This is a genomic window from Prescottella subtropica, from assembly GCF_005434945.1.
GTDB lineage: Bacteria > Actinomycetota > Actinomycetes > Mycobacteriales > Mycobacteriaceae > Prescottella > Prescottella subtropica.
The window spans coordinates 27764-49334 of sequence record NZ_SKCH01000027.1; the positions used below are offsets into that span (position 1 = coordinate 27764).

19 protein-coding genes are annotated in these 21571 nt (G+C 63.5%); 15 read left to right on the forward strand and 4 right to left on the reverse strand.

Features of this window, described 5'->3' with window-relative positions; all coding sequences use genetic code 11:
- Positions 1 to 66 precede the first annotated feature (66 nt).
- A complete protein-coding gene (locus tag E0497_RS17880) occupies positions 67 to 867 on the reverse strand; it encodes a crotonase/enoyl-CoA hydratase family protein (protein ID WP_137726147.1) in 801 nt (266 codons plus the stop codon).
- A gap of 189 nt (positions 868 to 1056) precedes the next feature.
- On the opposite strand from E0497_RS17880, the gene E0497_RS17885 reads away from it, so the two are divergent.
- On the forward strand, positions 1057 to 1845 hold the full coding sequence (locus tag E0497_RS17885) for an enoyl-CoA hydratase-related protein (RefSeq protein WP_137726148.1): 789 nt from the start codon (positions 1057 to 1059) through the stop codon (positions 1843 to 1845).
- A 49-nt stretch (positions 1846 to 1894) separates the two neighbouring features.
- Here E0497_RS17885 and E0497_RS17890 read toward each other — a convergent pair whose 3' ends face one another.
- The 3 genes from E0497_RS17890 to E0497_RS17900 all read right to left on the reverse strand — a co-directional run bounded on the left by E0497_RS17890 (position 1895) and on the right by E0497_RS17900 (position 4923).
- Complete coding sequence (locus E0497_RS17890; RefSeq protein ID WP_194150333.1) at positions 1895 to 2506, reverse strand: TetR/AcrR family transcriptional regulator; 612 nt, start codon at positions 2504 to 2506, stop codon at positions 1895 to 1897.
- Between the two features lie 109 nt (positions 2507 to 2615).
- A complete protein-coding gene (locus E0497_RS17895; protein WP_137726149.1) occupies positions 2616 to 4166 on the reverse strand; it encodes a long-chain-fatty-acid--CoA ligase in 1551 nt (516 codons plus the stop codon).
- Positions 4167 to 4359: 193 nt separating this feature from the next.
- A complete protein-coding gene (locus E0497_RS17900) occupies positions 4360 to 4923 on the reverse strand; it encodes a VOC family protein (protein ID WP_137726150.1) in 564 nt (187 codons plus the stop codon).
- Positions 4924 to 5164: 241 nt separating this feature from the next.
- Here E0497_RS17900 and E0497_RS17905 point away from each other — a divergent pair, with 241 nt between their 5' ends.
- The 14 genes from E0497_RS17905 to E0497_RS17970 all read left to right on the forward strand — a co-directional run.
- On the forward strand, positions 5165 to 6277 hold the full coding sequence (locus E0497_RS17905; protein ID WP_137726151.1) for an alpha/beta hydrolase: 1113 nt from the start codon (positions 5165 to 5167) through the stop codon (positions 6275 to 6277).
- Positions 6274 to 7302, forward strand: a complete 1029-nt coding sequence (locus E0497_RS17910) for a phosphotransferase family protein (protein WP_137726152.1) — start codon at positions 6274 to 6276, stop codon at positions 7300 to 7302. The genes E0497_RS17905 and E0497_RS17910 overlap by 4 nt, the downstream gene beginning before the upstream one ends.
- Before the next feature lie 7 nt (positions 7303 to 7309).
- Complete coding sequence (eno, locus tag E0497_RS17915) at positions 7310 to 8596, forward strand: phosphopyruvate hydratase (protein WP_137726153.1); 1287 nt, start codon at positions 7310 to 7312, stop codon at positions 8594 to 8596.
- On the forward strand, positions 8593 to 9549 hold the full coding sequence (locus E0497_RS17920) for a 2-hydroxyacid dehydrogenase (RefSeq protein ID WP_241665956.1): 957 nt from the start codon (positions 8593 to 8595) through the stop codon (positions 9547 to 9549). Before eno ends, E0497_RS17920 begins: the two co-directional genes overlap by 4 nt.
- A gap of 178 nt (positions 9550 to 9727) precedes the next feature.
- Positions 9728 to 11215, forward strand: coding sequence for an ABC transporter substrate-binding protein (locus E0497_RS17925; protein WP_161987442.1), 1488 nt, complete (start codon positions 9728 to 9730; stop codon positions 11213 to 11215).
- A gap of 13 nt (positions 11216 to 11228) precedes the next feature.
- Positions 11229 to 12173, forward strand: coding sequence for an ABC transporter permease (locus tag E0497_RS17930; protein WP_137726156.1), 945 nt, complete (start codon positions 11229 to 11231; stop codon positions 12171 to 12173).
- Positions 12170 to 14173, forward strand: coding sequence for a dipeptide/oligopeptide/nickel ABC transporter permease/ATP-binding protein (locus E0497_RS17935; RefSeq protein ID WP_137726157.1), 2004 nt, complete (start codon positions 12170 to 12172; stop codon positions 14171 to 14173). The genes E0497_RS17930 and E0497_RS17935 overlap by 4 nt, the downstream gene beginning before the upstream one ends.
- A gap of 3 nt (positions 14174 to 14176) precedes the next feature.
- Entirely contained in the window at positions 14177 to 15187 is a 1011-nt protein-coding gene (locus E0497_RS17940; protein ID WP_137726158.1) for an oligopeptide/dipeptide ABC transporter ATP-binding protein, read from the forward strand.
- A 16-nt stretch (positions 15188 to 15203) separates the two neighbouring features.
- Positions 15204 to 16742, forward strand: a complete 1539-nt coding sequence (locus E0497_RS17945; RefSeq protein WP_137726159.1) for a class I adenylate-forming enzyme family protein — start codon at positions 15204 to 15206, stop codon at positions 16740 to 16742.
- Entirely contained in the window at positions 16739 to 18316 is a 1578-nt protein-coding gene (locus E0497_RS17950; protein ID WP_137726160.1) for a sulfatase family protein, read from the forward strand. Before E0497_RS17945 ends, E0497_RS17950 begins: the two co-directional genes overlap by 4 nt.
- Positions 18317 to 18410: 94 nt before the next feature.
- Positions 18411 to 19142, forward strand: a complete 732-nt coding sequence (locus E0497_RS17955) for an HpcH/HpaI aldolase family protein (RefSeq protein ID WP_161987443.1) — start codon at positions 18411 to 18413, stop codon at positions 19140 to 19142.
- Positions 19118 to 20608 (forward strand): 3-isopropylmalate dehydratase large subunit, encoded by a 1491-nt coding sequence (leuC, locus tag E0497_RS17960; protein ID WP_421958360.1) that lies wholly within the window; start codon positions 19118 to 19120, stop codon positions 20606 to 20608. The genes E0497_RS17955 and leuC overlap by 25 nt, the downstream gene beginning before the upstream one ends.
- 99 nt (positions 20609 to 20707) lie before the next feature.
- Positions 20708 to 21319 (forward strand): TetR/AcrR family transcriptional regulator, encoded by a 612-nt coding sequence (locus E0497_RS17965; protein WP_137726163.1) that lies wholly within the window; start codon positions 20708 to 20710, stop codon positions 21317 to 21319.
- Between the two features lie 145 nt (positions 21320 to 21464).
- The coding region (locus tag E0497_RS17970; protein WP_137726116.1) for a transposase at positions 21465 to 21571 on the forward strand (107 nt) is incomplete at its 3' end.

The following is a 21571-nucleotide window of genomic DNA, read 5'->3' on the forward strand; positions in this document are numbered from 1 at the left end:
CACCGGAGTGGATTCAACTCGGATACGGCGAGTTGGTGTGTGCGACCGGGGTGTAGATGGTCGATGTCAACGCCCCTGCCAGACCGGGGTGCGTTTTTCCGCGAACGCACGGGGGCCTTCCTGCGCATCGGCGCTGGTGAATACGGTGCGTATTGCGGTCGCGTTCTCGTCCCACACGTGTTGGTCCCAGTCGGAGTGGGTGGCGGTGCGGTGGATCATCGACTTCGATTCACGCACGGCCAGGGGGGCGTTGGAGGCGATGGCCTGGGCGAGGTCGATCGCGACGTCGAGTGCCGTGCCGGCAGGGGCGACACGGTTGATCAATCCCAGCTGCCGGGCGTCAGTGGCGGTGATGGGGGTGCCGGTCAGGGCGAGTTCCAGTGCGATTTTGCGGGGAATCTGTTGTTGCATCCGGATGACACCGCCGGCTGCTGCGAACAGTCCGCGTGTGACTTCGGGTAGTCCCAGCTGCGCGTGCTCATCGACGACGGCCAAGTCCGAGGCCAGGACGAGTTCGGTGCCGCCGCCGAGGGCGAATCCGTTGACCGCGGCGATCGTCGGCTTGCTCACCCAGTGCTGGGTGTACCCGGCGAACCCCCACTCTGGATGACCATCGGCGTCGAGGGGTTCGCCGGTGCCGAGTGCCTTGAGGTCGGCGCCGGCGCAGAAAGCGCGTCCCTCGCCGGTGAGGACGATGGCACGAACTTGTGTGTCGGTGTCGGCCTGTTCGAGCAGTGCGCCGACCGCGGTCGCGAGTGCGCCGTTCACCGCGTTCAATGCCCGCGGGCGGTTGAGGGTGATGATCGCGACGGCACCGCGTCGCTCGTACAGCGCGGAAGGTTCTGTGGGAGTCGGCTCTTCGGCCATGCGGACCTCCAGATGAGTTCTGCCATTGACTTACTTAACGCTCGCTAAATAGCTACCATGAGGACTGCGCCCGGTCAACGTCAATGCTGTTCCAGCGCAATTCAAGTCGAAGCTGTACGGCATGCATGGCCATGCCGGGCGGGCCTCTGAACTGCCCAATCTCACCCGAAATCGTCAAGGAGAACGATCATGAACTCGACACCCGTCCGTGACGTCGACGTCGAACTGGACGCAGGGATTCTGGCGGTCACCATCGCCAGGCCGACCGTCATGAACGCGGTAACTGCACAGACCCTCAACGAGGTGGCCGACACCTTCGAGCAGTACGCACGCGACCCGGCAGTCCATGTCGTAGTGCTCTCGGGAACAGAAGGCGCCTTCTGCAGCGGCGCAGACCTGTCGACCCTGAACGATCTGACAGCTCCACCGGATCCGGCCACTATCGATGCCGCCAATCGTGCGGTCGCCGCAATTCGACACTTCCCACGCCCGGTGATCGGCGCGGTTGGCGGCCCGGCAGTCGGTGTCGGCGTATCGCTCGCACTCGCGTGCGATCTGACCGTCGCTTCCGAATCTGCTTACTTCATGCTGGCTTTCACAAAGATCGGCCTCATGCCCGATGGGGGTGCCACCGCTCTCGTCTCGGCATCGATCGGACGTGCACGTGCCATGCGAATGGCGCTACTCGCCGAACGAGTAACCGCGCGACATGCGGTGGACATCGGGTTGATCGCATCGGCGCACCCCGACTCGACCTTTGCCATGGACATACGGGAACTGGCAGCCCGGGTCGCCGCGGGGCCGCGGTACGCGTTCCAGCAGACCAAGCATGCGGTCAACGCTGCGTCGTTGACCGAACTCGAGCGTGCGTTCACGCGGGAACGGATGGGGCAGCTCGAGTTGCTCGGATCAGTGGACTTCGTGGAAGGCGTTCGAGCGTTCCGCGCCAAGCAGATCCCCGCGTTCGGCCGGCGGTGACGAGGGGGTGGGGGTGATCGACGCCGACGTCGATCACCCCAGATCCTCGTCAGTCTTTCCAGTAGATCGCGCGATACCAGATCGACGACATCGCTGCTATTGCGTCGTCGTCGTCGACGGTCTCCGGGTCGACGCCGTTGGCGAGTTGGTCGTAGCAGAACTGGTTCAACATGGCGACGATGGCGGATCCGGTCAACCGAGGGTCGATGCCAGGGCAGTAGCCCTCTTTCTGTGCACGCCGCACGGTCTCGGACACCGCGTCGACGAGATCGTCGCACAGTTCCTGCCAGAAGGCGGCGAAGGTGTCGTTGACCATCGCCAACTGGAAGACGCCGACCATTTCCGCGAGGCGCTCCCGATAGGTGAGCCAGTGTGCGCGCGTCCATAGTTCGATCCGCTCACGGTTGGTCTTGCCGTGGGCGAATGCTTCGAGCGCACGTTCTCGCGCGTCCACGCGGAACTGCTGTGCCCAATGCGACAGCAGATCTTCCTTGGAGTCGTAGTAGTTGTAGAACGATGCCGTCGAGCGCCCGGACTCCTTGGCGATATCGGCGACCGTTGTGGCCAGATAGCCCTTGTGCGAGATCACTCGCCGTGCGGCGTTCTCGATGGCCGCAAGGGTCTCGCGGCCGCGAATCGTCGGCTTGGTTTGAGTGTTCACCGGAACATCCCCCTCTGTTGAGCGTCATCCGATCCGGACGGTGCAGGGCGTACGCAACCGAGCCGAATCTGATACTAACATCAGATTCGGCTCGGTTGCGTGCTGCCCGTCAGTTGATCTGACGACCGCCTACTGGCCAGTATTGCTGACGGAGGGCGACTTTCTGTACCTTTCCGGTGGCATTCCGAGGAAGTGACTCCACAACATCCACACCGGTGGGGCACTTGTAGTGCGCCAGGCAGTCCCGGCTGAAAGCAATCAGTTCGTCGGGGGTTACCGAGTGGCCGGAGCGTGCGACGATGACCGCCCTGACGGTCTCACCCCACCGGTCACTCGGTACGCCGATGACCGCAGCCTCGGCAACTGCCGGATGGGCCATGAGAACGTTCTCGACCTCGGCCGGGAAGACGTTCTCGCCACCGGTGACGATCATGTCCTTGATGCGGTCGGTGATGTACAAGTAGCCGTCCTCGTCGAAGAACCCGGCATCACCCGTACGGAACCAGTCACCCGCAACGAATGCGGCGGCCTGCTCGTCGGGGCGGTTGCGGTAGCCGAGCATCACCAGATCGCTTCGAGTCCGAACCTCACCGACCTGATGTGGTGGAAGGGACTCGTCGGTTACGGGGTCGAAGACGCCGACGTCGATGCCGTCCACGGGCCGCCCCGCAGACGCCAAACGATGCTCGGGTGCCCCGGCGGAATGGTCCTCAGGCCACAGAAACGAGATGGGCCCATTGGTTTCAGTCATGCCGTAACCCTGGGCGAGGTCGGAGTCGAATGCAGCGCGCGCCTCTTTCATCAGTGTTGTCGAGATCGGAGAACCTCCGTAGATGATCATCTTGAGGGACGGGAAGGACACGCCCTCGATCGAAGGTTCACGGGCCAACATCTGGATCACCGCCGGCACCATGGCCGCGTACGTGACTCCCGCCGCGTTGATGAGAGCCAGGATGTTCGCAGGGACGATCTCGGTCACGAAAAGCGCAGTCGCGCCTCGCGCCAGGCACAGGAAGAAGAAGCCGGTGCCTGAGATGTGGAACAGCGGTGACGGGATGAGTAGTACGTCATCGCATCCGACGTCGAAGGGTGTCGGCTTCGCAAGGTTCGCTGCGATGTTGGCGTTGGTGAGTTGGACGCCTTTCGGTCGACCGGTGGTCCCGGACGTATAGAAGATGAACGCGACATCCTCCGCGGCAGGGTCGATACCGGTGTCTTCCGGTGAATGCGGTGCGAGCCATTCCTCCAACTCGACGACTTTCGCGCCCTTGACGACGTACACCTCGCCCGGGGTGCCGGCCGCCAGTCCCATCAAGGGGAGCATCGAGGCCTCGCACACGGTGACGACCGGGTCGGCGTCCGCGACGAGTTCGAGTACCTCTCGTTGCGCCAACCTCCAGTTCAGTGCGATCCCGGATGCCCGGATCTTCGACGCGCCGACGAGGGCGGTCACCCACGTTTCGGGGTCTCGGCCGAGGAACGCAACCCGGTCACCCGGCATCGCCCCCAGCGCAAGGAGAGCGTTGGCGAATCGACTGGTCCTGTCATGTAGCTGACTGAATGTCAGGGCGCGAGAGGAGTCGACGGCGACGGCCGTCTTGTCGGGGGAGGCTCGGGCCCATTCTCGAAGCATGTGGGCGAGGGACGTTGGCTTGTTCACGGTGCTCCTTCGTTCGGGGTGGAACTACCTGGAGAAGTGAGGCAGTGCGGTGACTGCTGCATCGATGTCAACGAGTTCGATCGGCGGGGCGTGCGGTGTCGACCCGGACCGGCCGAGCCCGGTCAGGGTGCGAGCGGACCGAGATTGGTCCAGGAGTGCAGAGCCCGTGAGCAGGCGCCAGGTGGGGCAGGTGTCAGAAGACGCGTGCGACCCGTTCGGCGCCGGTCTTCGGGATGTGGCGAACGTCGTCGGGTGTGAACTCCCGCAGCCAGCACGAGAACTCCAGGAGGATGTCGTCCGGATCCTGAAAGTAGAAGGAGCGGACATAGACGCCGGGATGCATGCTCTCGGCTACCTGGGTGTCACTATCGTCGTGGTTGACGAGCGGTCCTACACGAATGCCCTTCTCCTTCAACCGGTTGCGGTACTCGATGAACTTCTCTGCAGGAACGTCGAACGCAACGTGGTTGAGGGAGCTGACGGAGCTGGTCCACTCGCCGAACCCGGGCAGGGTGATGGGCGAAGAGATGCCCGGTACGGCGTCGTGGTTGTCGGCGAACCAGAAGAACGCGAGCGAGTTGCCGTTGCCGGCGTCGAAGAAGAAGTGCTGGCCGATGCCGTCGGGCAACTCGACAGTCTTGATCAGCGGCATACCGAGGACTCCGCTGTAGAAGTCGACGGTGCGTTGCATGTCCGAACATACGAGGGCCACGTGATTGAAGCCGCGGAGCTCGAACTCGGTGTTGGTGGAGGTCATGGATCCTCATTTCGTATCGAGAACCGCCCAGGGCGAGTCAGGCGAGACGGTTCTGAGGCTAACATCAGATTCAGGTTTTGGAAGAGGTTTCACGAGATCCGACACGGACGGCGTCCACGCATTCAGATCGCTGCCGGTTGAACTGAGGGGCAACGTGTTTCGCTGTGATAGACAGCGCTGAAGACGGATGCTACTAATGTGACGTCAGATTTAGTTCCGACGGAAACGAAGGGCAAATCTCATGGAGATCAGCCGCACGTTCGTCGGGTTGCCGTCTCCGACAGCGACCCGTGCTGGAGCGGGGGGCCACCCCTGTCAGGGCGTCTACTACCACGTCAACGGGAAACGACCCAAGGTTGCGGTCATCGCCACGCACTACGGGATCGACTTCTCCGAGCACTACATGTCCACCTACCTCGCCGAGCGAGGGATCGGGTTCCTCGGCTGGAACACACGATTCCGGGGCGACGAGAGCCACTTCCTCCTCGACCACGCGCTCGTCGACATCGGCGTCGGGATCCGGTGGCTTCGCGAGGTCGCCGGTGTGGAGACCGTTGTTCTTCTGGGCAACTCGGGTGGCGGATCGTTGATGTCCGTCTACCAGTCCCAAGCTGTCGAATCGAACGTGACACCAGTGGCCGGCATGCGCCCGGCTGCGGGCCTCGACGATCTGCCCGCAGCGGACGGATACATCTCCACCGCGGCGCACCTCGGCCGCCCGGATGTACTGACGTCATGGATGGACGGTTCGGTGACCGACGAGTTCGACCCGATCGCTACCGACCCCGCCCTCGACCTGTTCAACCCGGACAACAGTCCCGCCTACGGCCCCGAATTCCTCGCCCGATACCGGCAGGCACAGATCGACCGCAACCACCGCATCACCGCGTGGGTGAAGGACGAGCTTCGACGGATCAACGGTGCCGGCTACCACGACCGACACTTTGCGGTGCACCGCACGTGGGCCGACCCCCGGATGGTGGACCCGACGATCGAACCGACCAACCGGGAACCGAACCGCTGCTACGTCGGAGTTCCTCAGCGCACCAACCGATCCGTATTCGGAATCGCCTCATCGTGCACATTGCGGACCTGGCTGTCGCTGTGGAGTCTCGACGATTCGCAGACCAGGGCACGACCCCACCTCGCCCGCATCACCGTCCCGGCGCTCGTCGTCAACGGTGACGCAGACACCGGGGTCTTCCCCAGCGATGCAGCCGAAATCGTGGCCCACCTCGGATCCGAAGACAAAGAGTTCTACGAACTCCACGCCGACCACTACTTCCTGACTCCCGGCGCACGGGACGAGTTGGCGGACCTGGCGGCAGCGTGGATCGAGAAGCGGTTCACATGACGGCGGCCACGGCGCGACCCAACTCGACGAGTTCAGTGCCGGCGGAGATGGTCGCCGCACTGCGACGGCAGGGACTCGCCGATCCCACCGAACATATCCACGGTGTTCCCGTGACCGGCGGAGTTTCCTCCGACGTCTGGCGGATAGACCTTCCCTCCGGACCGGTCTGCCTGAAACGGGCTCTGCCCAAGCTGAAAGTGACAGCAGACTGGCGAGCGCCGACAACCAGAGCACAGTGGGAGGCGCGCTGGCTCGGTATGGCGGGATCAGTGCAGCCCCCGATCCTGAAGGCATTCGACCGAGACACCGGGGTGCTGATTCTCGAGTGGCTCGAACCCGGCGGCTACCCCGTCTGGAAGAACGAACTGATCGCCGGACATGTCGATGTCCGCTTCGCCGGCGCCGTCGGAGACTCGCTTGCGCGTCTCCACGCGGTCGGCACTCACGAGGATCTCGGCGGTTGGGCTCAGGCCCGCCCTCTGTTCGAGACGCTGCGCATTGCCCCGTACTTCCGCTCGACGGCCCGCGCACACCCGGAATGTGCATCACGACTAGCGGATGTCATCGAGTCACTCGAACACGCCGACGTGACCGTGATCCACGGTGACATCAGCCCCAAGAACATTCTCACCGGCCCCGGGGGCCCGGTCTTCCTGGATGCAGAGTGTGCGTCGCTCGGAGATCCCGCCTTCGACATCGCATTCTGCCTGAACCACCTCCTACTCAAAGCCGTATGGATGCCCGACCGAGTCGGCGAGTTGCACACCGCGGCCGACGCACTCCTTACCGCATACGCGGCAACTGTGGACTGGGAAGATTCCGACAGCGTCGTGCAAAGAATGCTGATGTATCTCCCTGCACTCGCCCTTGCCCGCATCGACGGTATGTCGCCAGTGGAGTACCTCGACAACACGAATGGTCGACCAGTCGTCCGTGCGGCAGCCGTCCACCTCCTGAACTCGCCGGCGCGAACCTTCGACAGTCACATCGCGCGCTGGGCGTCACTCACATCGACGAACGGATGACAGAGCCATGACCGATGCACATGAGATCATTGCCGTCCGGGGAGCCCGCCGTTGGGACTCCCGCGGGCGTCCGACCGTTGAGGTCGAAATCCGTACTCCGACCGCGGTCGGTCGAGCGATCGCTCCTGCCGGCGCATCGACAGGAACTGGAGAGGCCGTCGACCTCCGCGATGGTGGTCCCGGATGTGGTGGGGCGGATGTCACGACTGCCGTCCGCAATGTCGACACGGTGATTGCGCAGGCTCTGATCGGTCGGCGTGTCGACGACCAAGTGGGCATCGACACGGCACTCGAGGCAATCGACGGCACCGGTTCGTTCGCCACGCTCGGCGGCAACGCCGCCGTGGCCACCTCCATGGCTGCCGCACACACCGCTGCCGCGGTCGAGAAACTTCCGCTGTGGAAGTACCTGAATCCGAACGCACGGCAACTGCCACTTCCAGAGATCCAGATCTTCGGGGGCGGAGCCCACGCACACGGGCGCATCGATCTGCAGGACCTCATGGTCGTGCCGTACGGGGCGCATTCGTTCGCCGAAGCTGTCGACTGGGCCGTCGAGATTCATCGCGCCGGCGGGCGCTGGCTGGATGCCCGCGGGCGACTCGCCGGCGTCGCCGATGAAGGCGGATGGTGGCCGGCGTTCGACTCCAATGTGCAAGCGCTCGACGCTCTGGTGGCCTCGATCGAGGATGCCGGACTCGTTCCCGGAGATCAGGTAGGGATTTCGATCGATGTCGCCGCGACCCAGTTCGTTACCGCCGACGGCTACCGCCTCGCCAGTGAGGACCGGGACCTCGACCGGGACAGCTGGCGGGAGGAACTGCTGACGTGGTTGTCGAAGTACCCGATCGCATCCATCGAGGACCCGTTCGCTGAAGATGATCCGGTAGGAATGCAGTCGATCACCGCAGCTGTGGGCGACAGGGTTCAGGTCGTCGGCGACGACTTCCTGGTCACCAACGCAGATCGAGTGCGAACTGCGGCAGCAGCCCATAGCGTCAACAGCGTGCTGATCAAACCGAACCAGGCCGGGACCCTCACACGCGCGAAGGCCGCACTCGATGCCGCCTCCGAGGAGGGGCTAGGTGCCATCGTGTCAGCACGCTCAGGTGAGACCGAAGACGTCACTATCGCTCACCTCGCGGTCGGATGGGCGAGCGGCGGATTCAAGGTCGGATCCGTCACGCGTAGTGAGCGAACCGCGAAATGGAACGAGATGATTCGCATCGAAGAAGAAATCGGATCATCCGGTCGATTCGTCGGGCGAGCAGGGCTGGGGCCGTGGCTGCGGTGACGGCGAGGCAACCGGTGCGGGTGCTCTTCCATTTCGATGGATCCCCGAGATTGCAGGACCGACTGGCACCCCTACTCGACGACCTGGACATCCGGTGGTGTGCCGAGCATGACGAGGAACGGTTTCGGGATCTACTCCCGGACACCGACGTTCTCTGGCATGTGCTCAGGCCGGTGACGGACGCCGATCTCGAGCGTGCGCCGCGACTCCAACTCATCCAGAAGTTGGGATCCGGTGTCAACACCATCGATCTCGTATCGGCCCGCCGACGTGGAATTACGGTGTCCAACATGGTCGGCGCGAATGCCCAGGCGGTGGCCGAATCCGCACTGATGCTGATGTTGGCCGCGTTACGGCGGACAGTCGAACTCGACGCTGCCACCCGGTTGGGGGACGGCTGGCCACTGGACACCTCACTGGCCGATCGTGTGGGTGAGCTTGCCGGGCGAACTGTGGGACTGGTCGGGTTCGGAGAGATCGCACGAAAACTCGAGCGACCACTGGTGGCGCTCGGGGCCCGGGTCCTGCATACGACTCGGAGAACGGATTCGGCCGACGAAAACTGGCGATCCCTCGACGACTTGCTGGTCGAATCGGATGTCGTTTCCCTGCACCTGCCCCTTGATGCATCGACCACACATCTGCTCGATACACGACGTCTCGGCCTGATGAAGCCGGGCGCGATACTGGTGAACACCGCGCGCGGTGAACTCGTCGACGAGGATGCACTTCATGCGGCGCTGACGTCCGGCAGGATGGCTGCTGCCGGCCTGGACACGTTCACCGTCGAGCCTGTCGATAGCACGAATCCTCTGCTCGCACTACGGAATGTGGTAGTCACACCGCATGTCGCCTGGCTGACTGCCGAGACGATCGAACGCTGTGTCACCATCGCGGCAGACAACTGCCGTCGCCTCATCAGGGGCGACTCTCTGCGCAATATCGTGCCCTGACGCTAGGGGCCGTGACCGCGTGCCACCACGTGCACCACGATGCGTGATCGATGTCACGAAGATTTATTGACAGAGACTTGCGTCACATATATAACTAAATCTGAAGTCAGATTCGTTTCCTGTTCACAGACGAGTGGAGATCTCTATGTCGAATGGATGGTCTTGTCGGAGAATCGGTGTGGCCGCAGTGGCTGCAACCGCTGTTGCCGGCGTAGTGACCGGCTGCGGCTCGGCATCGAGTGCGACCGGTGACGGAACACTGGCGATCGGCACTCTGGTCGACGTCCAAAGCTTCGATCCGGCGCTCAATCCAGGTCAGGGGCAACGTCTTTACCTCGATCCGATCTACGATTCGCTGCTACGCACCGACGCCGACGGCAAGGTCGTCGCGGGACTGGCTACGCAGTACACGCTCACTCCGTCATCACTCGACCTCACCCTCCCCGAGGGGCGGGTGTTCAGTGATGGCACGCCCCTGGATGCGCAGGCCGTCAAGGAAAGCCTCGAGCACATCAAGTCCGCGGCCGGGCCCGCGTCCACCGCGCTTGCCAGTGTGAGTGAGGTGCGGGTGAGTGATCCAGCACATGTGTCGCTACAGCTATCGGCGCCGGCACCGGCGCTACCGATCGCATTGACGGACGTCGCTGGAATGGTGGTGGCGCCGAGCGCGCTCGATGGGAACGATTTGGGTTCCGCTCCAGTGGGTTCCGGGCCGTACATGCTGGACCCCGCGGCATCGAGCAAGGGCGTTTCGTACGTCTACGTGCAGAATCCTCACTACGAAGACAAGACCGACCAGGGACTGAATCGGGTCGAGATCAAGGTCCTCACCGACGGGGCGGCCCGGGCCGGCGCTCTACGCTCCGGTCAGATCGATATGGCCCAGGTCGACCGCGCACAGGCCGACGCGGTCAGTTCGGCCGGCATGAACGTCGAGTTCACCTCAGGAAACCACTGGATGCTCCAACTCGCCGACATCGGCGGTGACAAGTCGCCGGCTCTGGCGAACAAGGACATCCGTCAGGCCATCGGCTATGCCATCGACCGTGAGGCGATCGTCAACGCAAGCCTCTTCGGCCAGGGAACGGCGACCACCCAGGTGTTCGGCCCGGAGAGCCCGTTCCACGTGGGGACTCTTCCGCAGCAGTACCGATACGACCCGGAGAAGGCTCGGCAGTTGGTGGCACGATCGGGCGTTCAGTCGCCGAAGTTCACCGTTCCCGCGTTCGGCCCCACCAAGCCGATTGCTGAAGCGGTCCAGGGGTACTTGCGTGACGTCGGCATCGAGATGGAGATCGTGCTGGTGCAGCCGGGAACCCTCGAGAAGGAGAACCGGTCCACGAACTTCGGCGGCTTCCTCACCCCGATCAAGCAGGTACACCCCGAGCAGCTGTACAACGAGCGTCTCGCGCCGAACGGGCCCCAGAACCCGTTCGGGACGGTCGCCCCGACGATCGACGAGCTTCACGCCGCCGCGTTGGCCGCCCCCGACGAGGCATCACGTGACGTCGCCTACCAAAAGATGCTCGCGGAGGTTGCGGACGAAGCTCTGTGGATCGATCTGTTCACCGACCAGACGCCGCTGGCGTGGAACGACAAGGTTCAAGGAGTCACCCTGCAGCCGGGATGGGTGATGGGCCCCTCTCTTCGCGGCGTGACTGCGTGACGGGACTCAGGCGATGACGAAACTCATTGGCGGACGGGCGCTCGCACTCATACCGATGCTTCTGCTGATCACCGTCATCAGCGTCGGCCTGATCCAGCTGATCCCGGGAGATGCGGCAGAGACCATCGCCGGAGCCTCCGCCACCCCTGAACAGGTAGCGCAGATCCGATCCGAACTCCAGCTCGACCGCTCAGTGTTCGAGCAGTACTTCGGATGGCTCGGTCACGCCGTCCAAGGAGATCTGGGCCGATCCGTGATCGACCAGAGCGAGGTCCTACCGGTCGTGCTCGAACGTCTCGGCGTGACAATCTCCCTCGCTCTTGCCGGTGCAGTGATCGGGTTGGTGCTCGGTATCGGAGCGGGAACGGCGGCGGCACTCCGACCGGGTTCGTGGATCGATCGGGTCATCACGCTGCTCGCGTCGGCGGCGCTCGCTATGCCGACGTTCTGGCTCGCACTGATCCTGGTGTCCGTGTTCGCGCTTCGTCTCGGATGGCTACCCGCCACCGGCTACACCCCGCCGGCGGTGAGCGTCACCGGTTGGATCCAGTCCCTCATCCTCCCGGGTATCGCTCTCGGCCTGGTGATGGCGGCAATGCTCGCCCGACATGCTCGTGCCTCGATGATCGCGGTGATGCAGATGCCGCACATCCGGACCGCCCGCGCGATGGGGCTTCCCCCTATCAGCGTGATCGGAAAGCACGGACTGAAGAACGCACTCGGCCCGGTGGTCAGCACGCTGGGCTTCCACTTCGCTCATCTTCTGGGCGGTGCGGTCGTCGTCGAGCAAGTCTTCGGTGTTCCCGGAATCGGTGACCTCGCATTGGCGGCGGTGAACCAGCGCGACATCCCGGTCATCCAGGCAGTTGTCGTGGTCACCGGAATCTGTGTGGCACTCGCACAGTTGCTCGTCGACGTCAGCTACGGATACCTCAACCCCAAGGTGAGGAAGTCATGACGACCATCACCCGGCAGCGGAACCGGAACTCCGGAGCCGCGGATGCCCCGCACAAAACACCGACTCCGCAGAACACCGTTCGTGCGCCCGGCCGCTGGGAACGGGTCGGCAGACGACTCATCAGCGACCCGGTGGTGCTCGCTGCCCTCGTCGTACTGATCGCCATCGTGTTCTGTGCGATCTTCCGCGACCATCTGATGCCCTACGACCCCGAGGCGACCGATCTGTCCCGGGTACTCGAAGGACCGTCAGCCGAACACCTTCTCGGCACGGACAACCTGGGACGTGACACGCTGTCCCGCCTGATCGACTCGAGTCGTATCGCGATCCTCGCATCCTTCGAAGCAGCAGGGATCGCACTGCTGGTCGGTGTCCCCGTCGGTCTCGTGATCGGGTACACCGGAGGCTGGCTCGACAACGTCGTCATGCGTGTCGTCGACGGGTTCACCGCACTCCCGGGTCTGATCGTCGCGATCGCAGTGATCGCAGCACTCGGGCCGGGCATCGGCAACGCGATGCTCGCACTGGGACTGATTTTCTCGACGACCTTCGCCCGGGTCACCCGCGGTGAGGTGATGGCCGCACGCCAGCACGTGTATGTCGAGGCTGCGCAGGTAACCGGTGCCGGCACACCACGGATCCTCTTTCGACATGTTCTCCCGAACATCGTCGGCCCACTGATCGTGCAACTGTCACTCACCTTGGCAGCGGCCCTGCTGGCGGAAGCAGCATTGTCGTTCCTCGGCCTCAGCGCGCAACCACCCGAAGCGAGTTGGGGTGTCATGGTCGCCGAGGGCGGACAGATGCTCGCCCGTCAACCGTTCCTGGTGATACCGCCCGGAATCGCGATCGGGCTGACCGTGTTGTGCCTCAACATCGTTGCCGACGGCGTTCTTGCCGGACTGCGCGACGAACCCCGTGCTTCACGCCGCCGGCGTCGCAGCGCGTCCCGCACCCCGTCTGCACCGATCACGGTCGCCTTGACCAGTGTCACGACCACCACGGTCGCCGAACTCCCGGACGACCAGGACGTCGTACTGCAGGTGCGTGGCCTGAACGTCGACGTCACCCGTGACAGCGACGATGTGATGCTCCTCGAAGACGTCTCACTGACCGTGCATCGCGGCCGCACCCTCGGGCTCGTCGGAGAATCGGGCAGCGGTAAGACGATGGCAGCGCTCGCGGTCATGGGATTGCTTCCGCCCGCCGCGCATGTGACAGGAGGATCTGTTCGCCTCGGGAACACCGAACTGCTCGGACTCTCGAACTCCTCGTGGAATCAGATCCGAGGTGCCCGGATGTCGATGATCTTCCAGGAACCGTCGACTGCACTCGATCCGGCCTTCACCGTAGGTGACCAGATCAGCGAGGTCATTCGCTGTCATTCCGGGATGAGCCGCAAGGATGCACACGAGAAAACTCTGTACCTGCTCGAACGTGTCGGCATTCGCGAACCTCACCTGCGGTACAAGAGCTATCCGCACGAGCTGTCCGGTGGTATGGCCCAGCGCGTCATGATTGCGCTTGCAATCAGCTGCGACCCGGAGCTGCTCATCGCGGACGAAGCGACGACAGCACTCGATGTGACACTGAAAGTGCAGATCGCGGACCTGCTTCGAGATCTGCAGGACGAGCTGGGCATGGGCATGGTCTTCGTGACGCACGAACTCGGTATGGTCGCAGACCTCGCCGACACGGTGGCCGTCATGTACGCCGGCAATGTCGTCGAGACTGGTGATGCCTCGGCACTGCTCAAGGATCCGCAACACCCCTATACCGCGGCGTTGCTCGAGTCCAGCTCGCAAGGCCGGCCGCGTGGTGAGGAACTCGGCACCATTCCAGGAACGGTTCCGCTGCCGGGGAATCGCCCTTCGGGATGTACCTTCGCACCGCGCTGCAGCTACGCAACCGAACATTGCACGCACGGTACGCCGCCGGCCCACGGAGACACGTCCACCTTCGTGCGTTGTGTACATCCATTGCTCCGAGCCGAGGGGTAACCCATGAGTGCGCTACTCGAGATCGAGAACCTTCGTGTCACCTTCCGCCGTCCCGGACTGATCCGCCGCCCGCCGCCGTTCGTGGCCGTCGACGATGTCACACTCAGACTCGGTGCCGGTGAAACACTCGGTGTTGTCGGCGAATCCGGATCGGGAAAGACGACCGTCGCACGGGCAGTGCTGCGGTTGCTCCGCCCAGAATCGGGAACGGTCCGATTCGACGGCCACGATGTCACCGCGTTCGACAAGGTACCGAAGTGGTATCGGCGCCGGGTCCAATCGATCTTCCAGGACCCCACCACGTCCCTGAACCCCTCATGGACGGTGCGCGATATCGTCGGGGAGCCGATCCAGGTGCACGAGAACGTCAGTCGCAGGGAGCTTCTCCTTCGGGTAGGGGAACTGCTCGAACACGTCGGCCTCGATCCCGCTAGTGATCAGCGTCGTCCAGCAGACTTTTCCGGAGGACAGCGTCAGCGGATCGGTATCGCACGGGCTTTGGCGACTCGACCGGACCTGATCGTGTGCGACGAACCGGTAAGTGCCCTGGACGTCTCGACTCAGAGCACGGTCGTCAATCTCCTCAACAGAATTCAGCGAGACACCGGCGTGTCGTATCTCTTCATCGGCCACGATCTGACATTGATGCGGCACGTCAGTGACCGGATCGCGGTGATGTACCGAGGCCATCTTGTGGAGGAAGGGCCTGCAGAGAACATCTACCGTGACCACACACATCCGTACACGCGTATGTTGCTCGACGCCGCTCCGACGCTGGACCCGGACGAACAGAAGCGCCGGCGGTACCGTCGCGCCGAGTCGGAACCGTCTTCGGCTACAGCGGACCAGTCGAGTGGATGCGCGTTCGCGCCCCGATGCCCATCGGCCATCGACCGGTGTCTGACCGAGGCCCCAGCAGCACAGCACCGAGCAGGCGGATCGGTGAGATGCCATCTCACTTCCACTCCCTCAGCCCCCGCACCTCGATCGCTCACATCCAGTTCACACTCCTGACCGGAGGAAACCCAGCATGCTGTCGTGGATTCACCTGATCGAATGGCGCGCGCGCCGCCATCCAGAACTCCTGGCACTCAGCGACGATCAAGGCCGCTGCCTGACATACGCAGAACTCAACGCCGCAGTGGAACAGTGTGCCGGCGGATGGTCCGAGGCAGGGATCGGACCCGACGATGTCGTTGCGATCGTCGCACGTAACCGCGTGGACTGGATCGTGCATCTCCTCGCACTCAACCGAGTAGGAGCAGTCCCCGCAGCGGTCAACTGGCGTCTCTCAGCTGACGAGGTAGGCATCCTGTTCGGCGAGCTGTCCCCGGCTGCTGTCGTGACCGACGACGAGGACCTGCCGTTGATCCGAGCGGCAGCTCCGAGCCTGCCGTGTGTCGTGATGCCCCGTGTCGGAATGCCCGACACTTTCGGCGGCCCGGCTCCAGCTCGGCCTATCGGCCGGCTGACCGGCGATGCTCCGTTCGTGTTGATGCATACGAGTGGCACAACCGGCGCCGTTCCCAAGCTCATCCCGTTGACGAACCAACGGCTGATTTCGTCGGCGACCTATCTCAAACTCGTCGTCCCCGGCGCCGACGAAGGCGCACGGCATCTGCGCGCGATGCCGCTCTTCCACCTCGCAGGCCTGGCCAACGTCACCTACGGGTTGTTCATCGGCGCAACGATCTTCATTCAAGGCCGCTTCTCCGCAGCTACCTTCGTCGACACCGTCGCTGAACAACGGATCGAGTTCACCAATCTCGTACCGTCAGCGATCTCGATGGTCGTCGACGAGATCCGAAGCCGAGACACGAAGCCGGACCTGTCCTCACTCGTCGAGATCGGTTACGGGGCATCAGCGATCTCGCCTGATCTCCTACGAGACGCGATGGACACTCTCGGGTGCCGCTTCCGACAGAACTACGGCTGCACCGAAACAGGGGGCTTCCCGGTGTCGACACTCGACCCGGACGACCACACACCGGACTCGGCGCGATTGCGGTCGGCAGGCAAGCCGGCCCTGAACTGGGAAGTGCGGATCATCGGGCATGACTTCGCTGACGTGCCAGTCGGTGAACCCGGCGAGATCGTCGTGCGGGGAGCCGAACCGTTCGACGGATACTGGAACAACCCCGATGCCACCGCTGCAGCGTTGACCCCCGACGGATTCTGGCGCATCGGCGACGTCGGCCGCCTCGACGAGGACGGCTACCTCACCATCGTCGACCGAGCGAAAGACATGCTTGTCTCCGGCGGAGAGAACGTCTACCCGGCGGAAGTCGAATCGCTGTTGCACCAGCACCCGCAGATCAGTGAGGCCGCTGTGATCGGTGTGCCGCATACCCGCTGGGGTGAGAGTGTGCACGCGGTCATCGTCACACGTGAGGGGATGGACCTGCGATCCGACGCAGTCATCGCGTGGTGCCGCGAACGGTTGGCAGGCTTCAAGTGCCCCACGAGCGTCGAGTTCGTTGACGAGATCCCACGGAACGCCACGGGAAAGATCCTGAAGCGAGTGCTCCGCGAGAAGTTCTGGGTCGACGAGGAGAGGGCAGTCTCGTGAACACCTCAGCCGTTCATCCGAGCGACGTGCCGAATATCGTGTTGATCATCGCCGACCAACTACGCGCCGACCACGTCGGATTCGGCGGCAACCGGGTTGTCCGTACCGAGAATATGGATTCCGTTGCAGCACAGGGGACACGCTTCGATCGCGCATACGTCGCGAACCCGATCTGCATGCCGAACCGTGCCAGCATGCTCACCTCTCGGGTGCCGTCGTCGCACGGCACCCGCTACAACGGCATCGCGTTGGATCCCGATGCGAACACTTTCGTCAGGTCTCTACGGTCCGCCGGCTACCGGACGATGCTGGTCGGAAAGGCGCACTTCCAGAACATCGGCCACCAACCCGAGTTCGCGGCCCGGGCGACGGCGAGTGCTCCCGAGCGAGACGCGGTCGAGCGCGCATGGGCACCGGACTGGGATCGATGGGAGAACCTGGAACTCCACAAGCAACAGCGGGTGGAGATCCCCGAGGACTACTACGGTTTCGACCATGTCGAGCTGGCGATCGATCATGCCGACTACTGCGGAGGCCATTACGAGCACTGGCTTCGTGAACAGGGCTTCGACCCTGACGCTCGGGGTAGCGACCATGCAAGCGAGACGTCACCCGAATGGGGCCAGATCTACCGGCCTGCGATGCCGGCCGAGGTGTACCCGACCGCATGGGTGGGGAATCGGAGCGCCGATCTGATCCGGTCGGCAGCAGAAAGCGGGCAACCCTTCTTCTTGCAGTGCTCGTTCCCGGACCCCCATCACCCGTTCACACCGCCGGACAAGTACTACGACATGTACTCGCCGGCAGACGTAGAACTACCGGTGACCTTCGACGACCCCCACACGGCATCGATGCCGCATGTCCGATCGAAGATCAAACACAAAGGCAGCCAGCGAGGTGCCATGTCCCCGTTCGCGCCCACCGAAAAGCAGTACCGCGATGCCGCGGCCAAGGAATACGGCGCCATCACCTTCATCGACGACGCGGTCGGAACGGTCCTCGACGCACTGGCACAGGCCGGTGTCCGAGACAACACGATCATCGTCATCACCAGCGACCACGGCGACATGTTCGGCGACCACGGACTGATGCTCAAAGCGGGGTTGCACTACGAGGGTTGTGTCCGAGTACCGCTGGTGATCTCGACGCCAGGGGAGACGGGGGGAGCATCGGACGCACTGGTGTCCTCTCTCGACATCGGGCCTACCTTGCTCGACCTCGCGGGAGTCGAGGGATACGCAGGTGTCCACGGCCACAGCCTCACCGGTGTGATGAACGATCCCACCGGTGCCGTCAGGGACCGTATCTACATCGAGGAAGATCAGATGTTCGAACTGCTTCCGGGTTGCGGTCCACTTCAGATGAGAACCCTTGTCGACGACAACGGACGGATCACCGTCTACCGAGGAACCGACGACGGCGAGTTGTTCCTGTACACAGACGACCCCGGTGAACTGGTCAACCGTTGGCGCGATCCCACATACGCCGAGGTCAAGGCACGCTATCTCGCCCAACTCGTCGACGCCCAACTCGAGCACACCGACATGTCCCGTCGCCCCACTGCAATGGCATGAGAGGGAACACATGACCCACCGAGAAGATTCAACATTCGGCCCGCGCCGAGGCAACAGGGTCCGCCACCAACTCGACAACGGAGGAGTCGCGGTAGTGGCTGCCGGGCACTCCGGTCGCGCCGACACAGCAGACTTCGTCGGCCAACTCGGATTCGACGGGTTTTGGTACGAGGGTGAACATGGTCCCGCAACGTGGGATGCGATCGGCGACGTGAGCCGCGCATGCGAGATCTGGAACATGGCCATGATGTACCGGGTACGGACACTCGAGCCGTCACTGGTCGCGCGTGCGCTGACCCTGGGCGCACACGGAATCGTCGTTCCGCAGGTGCAGACCGCCGACCAGGCCTCGGAACTCGTCCGCGCAGCCAAATTCGCGCCGCTGGGAAGTCGTGGCGTCTCCCGCGGCCGCCGCTCGTACGGTGCCCAAGATTTCTTCGACCGTGAGAACGAGAACACAGTGCTGGTGGTTCAACTCGAAGACCCGCTGGCGCTGTCCAACATCGACGAGATCACCTCGGTACCGGGGGTTGACGTCGTGTTCGTCGCGCCCAACGACCTTGCCCAGGCAATGGGACACCAGGGAAACCCCGGACATCCGGAGGTAGCCGGCGCAATCGATCGTGCGCTGGAACAGATCGCAGACAACGGGGTCGCCGCAGGAACACTGTGCATGCCAGGGCGGGTCGATCATTTCGTCTCGCTGGGCGCGCGGTTCCTCTACACCTCGTACGACAACTGGCTCGTGGAGGGAGCCAAGAATTTCCATGCCGAACTCGATCGCGCCGTTGTCCCACGTGGATCTCGCGAGACGGCGCCTGCCTAGTGAGCCCGCGGACGCTTGTCGAGAAGATCTGGGCGGACCACGTTGTCACAGCGGTCGATGATCAACCGCTGGACCTCTTGTACGTGGATCTGCATCTTCTGCACGAGGTGACATCGCCACAAGCATTCGATGGGCTCCGTTCGCAACGCCGGACCGTGCGCCGCCCAGATCTGACTATCGCCACCGAGGACCACAATGTCCCTACGTTCGGTACGGGCGACGTCGTCGAGGATCCAGCCAGCCGACGTCAGATGGAGACGCTTCGACGGAACTGCGCAGAGTTCGGGATCTCCAACTATCCGATGGGGGATCCACGTCAGGGCATCGTTCATGTGATCGGGCCGGAGCAAGGACTCAGCCAACCGGGGATGACGATCGTGTGCGGTGACTCGCACACGTCTACCCACGGCGCGATGGGTGCTCTCGCCATGGGCATCGGCAGCAGCGAGGTCGAACACGTTCTGGCGACTCAGACGCTCGTACTGCCGCGTCCCCGAACACTGTCCGTCGAGGTGACAGGCGGACTCGGGGGCGGGTCCTCGGCGAAGGATCTGGCGCTGGCGGTCGTGCAGGCACTCGGTCCGAACGGTGCCGTCGGGCACGTGATCGAATACCGTGGAACGGCGGTCGAATCACTTTCGATCGAGGCACGAATGACCCTGTGCAACATGTCGATCGAGTCGGGTGCCCGTGCGGGGCTCGTCGCTCCGGACACCGTCACATTCGACTACCTGCATGGTCGGCCGTTCGCTCCCCGAGGTCGTGATTGGGACGAGGCCGTACGGTACTGGTCGACTCTGAGAACCGATGACGGCGCAGTCTTCGATCAGTACCTCACCCTCGACGGCGCCGATGTGATGCCAACGGTGTCATGGGGCACGAACCCGAGCCAGGTCGTGCCGCTGTCTGGGCTCGTGCCGGATCCGGACTCCTGTTCCGATCCTCGGGAACGAGTGAGTGCTGCCGAGGCGCTGCGCTACATGGGACTGACCGCCGGCACTCCGATTCGTGATATCGCGGTGGACACCGTGTTCATCGGATCTTGCACGAACGGCCGCATCGAAGACCTGCGTGCAGCAACGGAGGTCCTTCGCGGACGGAAGATCGCAGACGGTGTGCGCGCGTTGGTCGTGCCCGGCTCGATGCAGGTTCGTCAGCAGGCCGAGAACGAAGGGCTCGACGACGTCTTCCGCCGCGCCGGATTCGAATGGCGGACCGCTGGATGCTCGATGTGTACCGGCATGAATCCAGACCGACTGGGGTCCGGGCAACGCAGCGCATCGACCACGAACCGGAACTTTCAGGGACGACAAGGGGATGGTGGACGAACGCACCTGGTCTCGCCCAGCGTCGCAGCAGCAACTGCCGTGGCCGGACGATTCGCCCTCCCCGGTGATCTACTCGCGGACAGATGCGACACCCCTGTACCGGCAAGCAGCGACCACTCCATCCTGCGACGAGCATGACTGCCACCGGAGCGGACCCACGCCATGCGATCGCCAGGGGCGTACACAGCGCATGGAGGACTTCACTGTGCGGGTACGCGTGTGCAATACGGTGAAGGAATGACGACGGACACGACTTCCGGTGCGTGGCGTAACTACGGGGGTTCGACGTTGTCCGGACCGCTGTCGGCGGCGTTGGACCTGTTCGCGGAACGCGGATACGAAGGTACCTCGATCCGTGAGATCGCCATCCACTCAGATTTGTCGGTCCCTGGCCTCTACCACCACTTCCCGTCGAAGCAAGCGATGTTGGTGGAGCTGACGCGGATGAGTATGGAGGAGTTGCTGGGGAGGAGTCGTGCGGCACTCGAGGAAGCAGGGCCGACGTCAAGAGAACAGTTCGACGCCGTCGTGGAATCCCTGTTGCGTTTCCACATGTGCCGTCGAAAGCAGGCGTTCGTCGCCTCGACCGAGATTCGGAGCATGGGGGAGCCGGCACGTACGAGCTACATCGGCATGCGGGACGAGCAGCAACGGATGCTGGACTCGATCGTCCGAGAAGGTGTCCGCACCGGCGACTTTCATACGCTTTTCCCTGATGAAGCCAGTCGCGCAGTCATCACCATGTGTGTCGCCGTTGCAGGTTGGTACAGGACTGATGGGTCCTTGACCCCGGATCATCTAGTAGACCGCTACCTCGTCATCGCTCGCGGAGCCGTCGGTGTCAACTGAAGAGGACCTGGGCATGTAAGTCACTCCGCCCGGAATTCGAAGGACCGAACAGGCGCTGGAAGTCGGCTGTGAGCCCCGTGAGGTTCCCCCCGAACAGCGGACACCGAGATAGCGGGATCGAAACCCCCGCTGGAAGGATGTCCGTATGTCCCGCACCCGCCGGTCGTTCACGACCGAATACAAGGTCGAGGCCGCCCATCGTGTGATCGATTCGGGCCGCACGATCGCCGAGGTCGCCCGCGAGCTCGGATT

Bases quoted from the DNA above. Each gene is read 5' to 3' on its own strand.
- E0497_RS17880 (WP_137726147.1), bottom strand. From the start codon at position 867: ATGGCCGAAGAGCCGACTCCCACAGAACCTTCCGCGCTGTACGAGCGA.
- E0497_RS17885 (WP_137726148.1), top strand. From the start codon at position 1,057: ATGAACTCGACACCCGTCCGTGACGTCGACGTCGAACTGGACGCAGGG.
- E0497_RS17900 (WP_137726150.1), bottom strand. From the start codon at position 4,923: ATGACCTCCACCAACACCGAGTTCGAGCTCCGCGGCTTCAATCACGTG.
- E0497_RS17905 (WP_137726151.1), top strand. From the start codon at position 5,165: ATGGAGATCAGCCGCACGTTCGTCGGGTTGCCGTCTCCGACAGCGACC.
- E0497_RS17910 (WP_137726152.1), top strand. From the start codon at position 6,274: ATGACGGCGGCCACGGCGCGACCCAACTCGACGAGTTCAGTGCCGGCG.
- eno (WP_137726153.1), top strand. From the start codon at position 7,310: ATGACCGATGCACATGAGATCATTGCCGTCCGGGGAGCCCGCCGTTGG.
- E0497_RS17930 (WP_137726156.1), top strand. From the start codon at position 11,229: ATGACGAAACTCATTGGCGGACGGGCGCTCGCACTCATACCGATGCTT.
- E0497_RS17935 (WP_137726157.1), top strand. From the start codon at position 12,170: ATGACGACCATCACCCGGCAGCGGAACCGGAACTCCGGAGCCGCGGAT.
- E0497_RS17940 (WP_137726158.1), top strand. From the start codon at position 14,177: ATGAGTGCGCTACTCGAGATCGAGAACCTTCGTGTCACCTTCCGCCGT.
- E0497_RS17945 (WP_137726159.1), top strand. From the start codon at position 15,204: ATGCTGTCGTGGATTCACCTGATCGAATGGCGCGCGCGCCGCCATCCA.
- E0497_RS17965 (WP_137726163.1), top strand. From the start codon at position 20,708: ATGACGACGGACACGACTTCCGGTGCGTGGCGTAACTACGGGGGTTCG.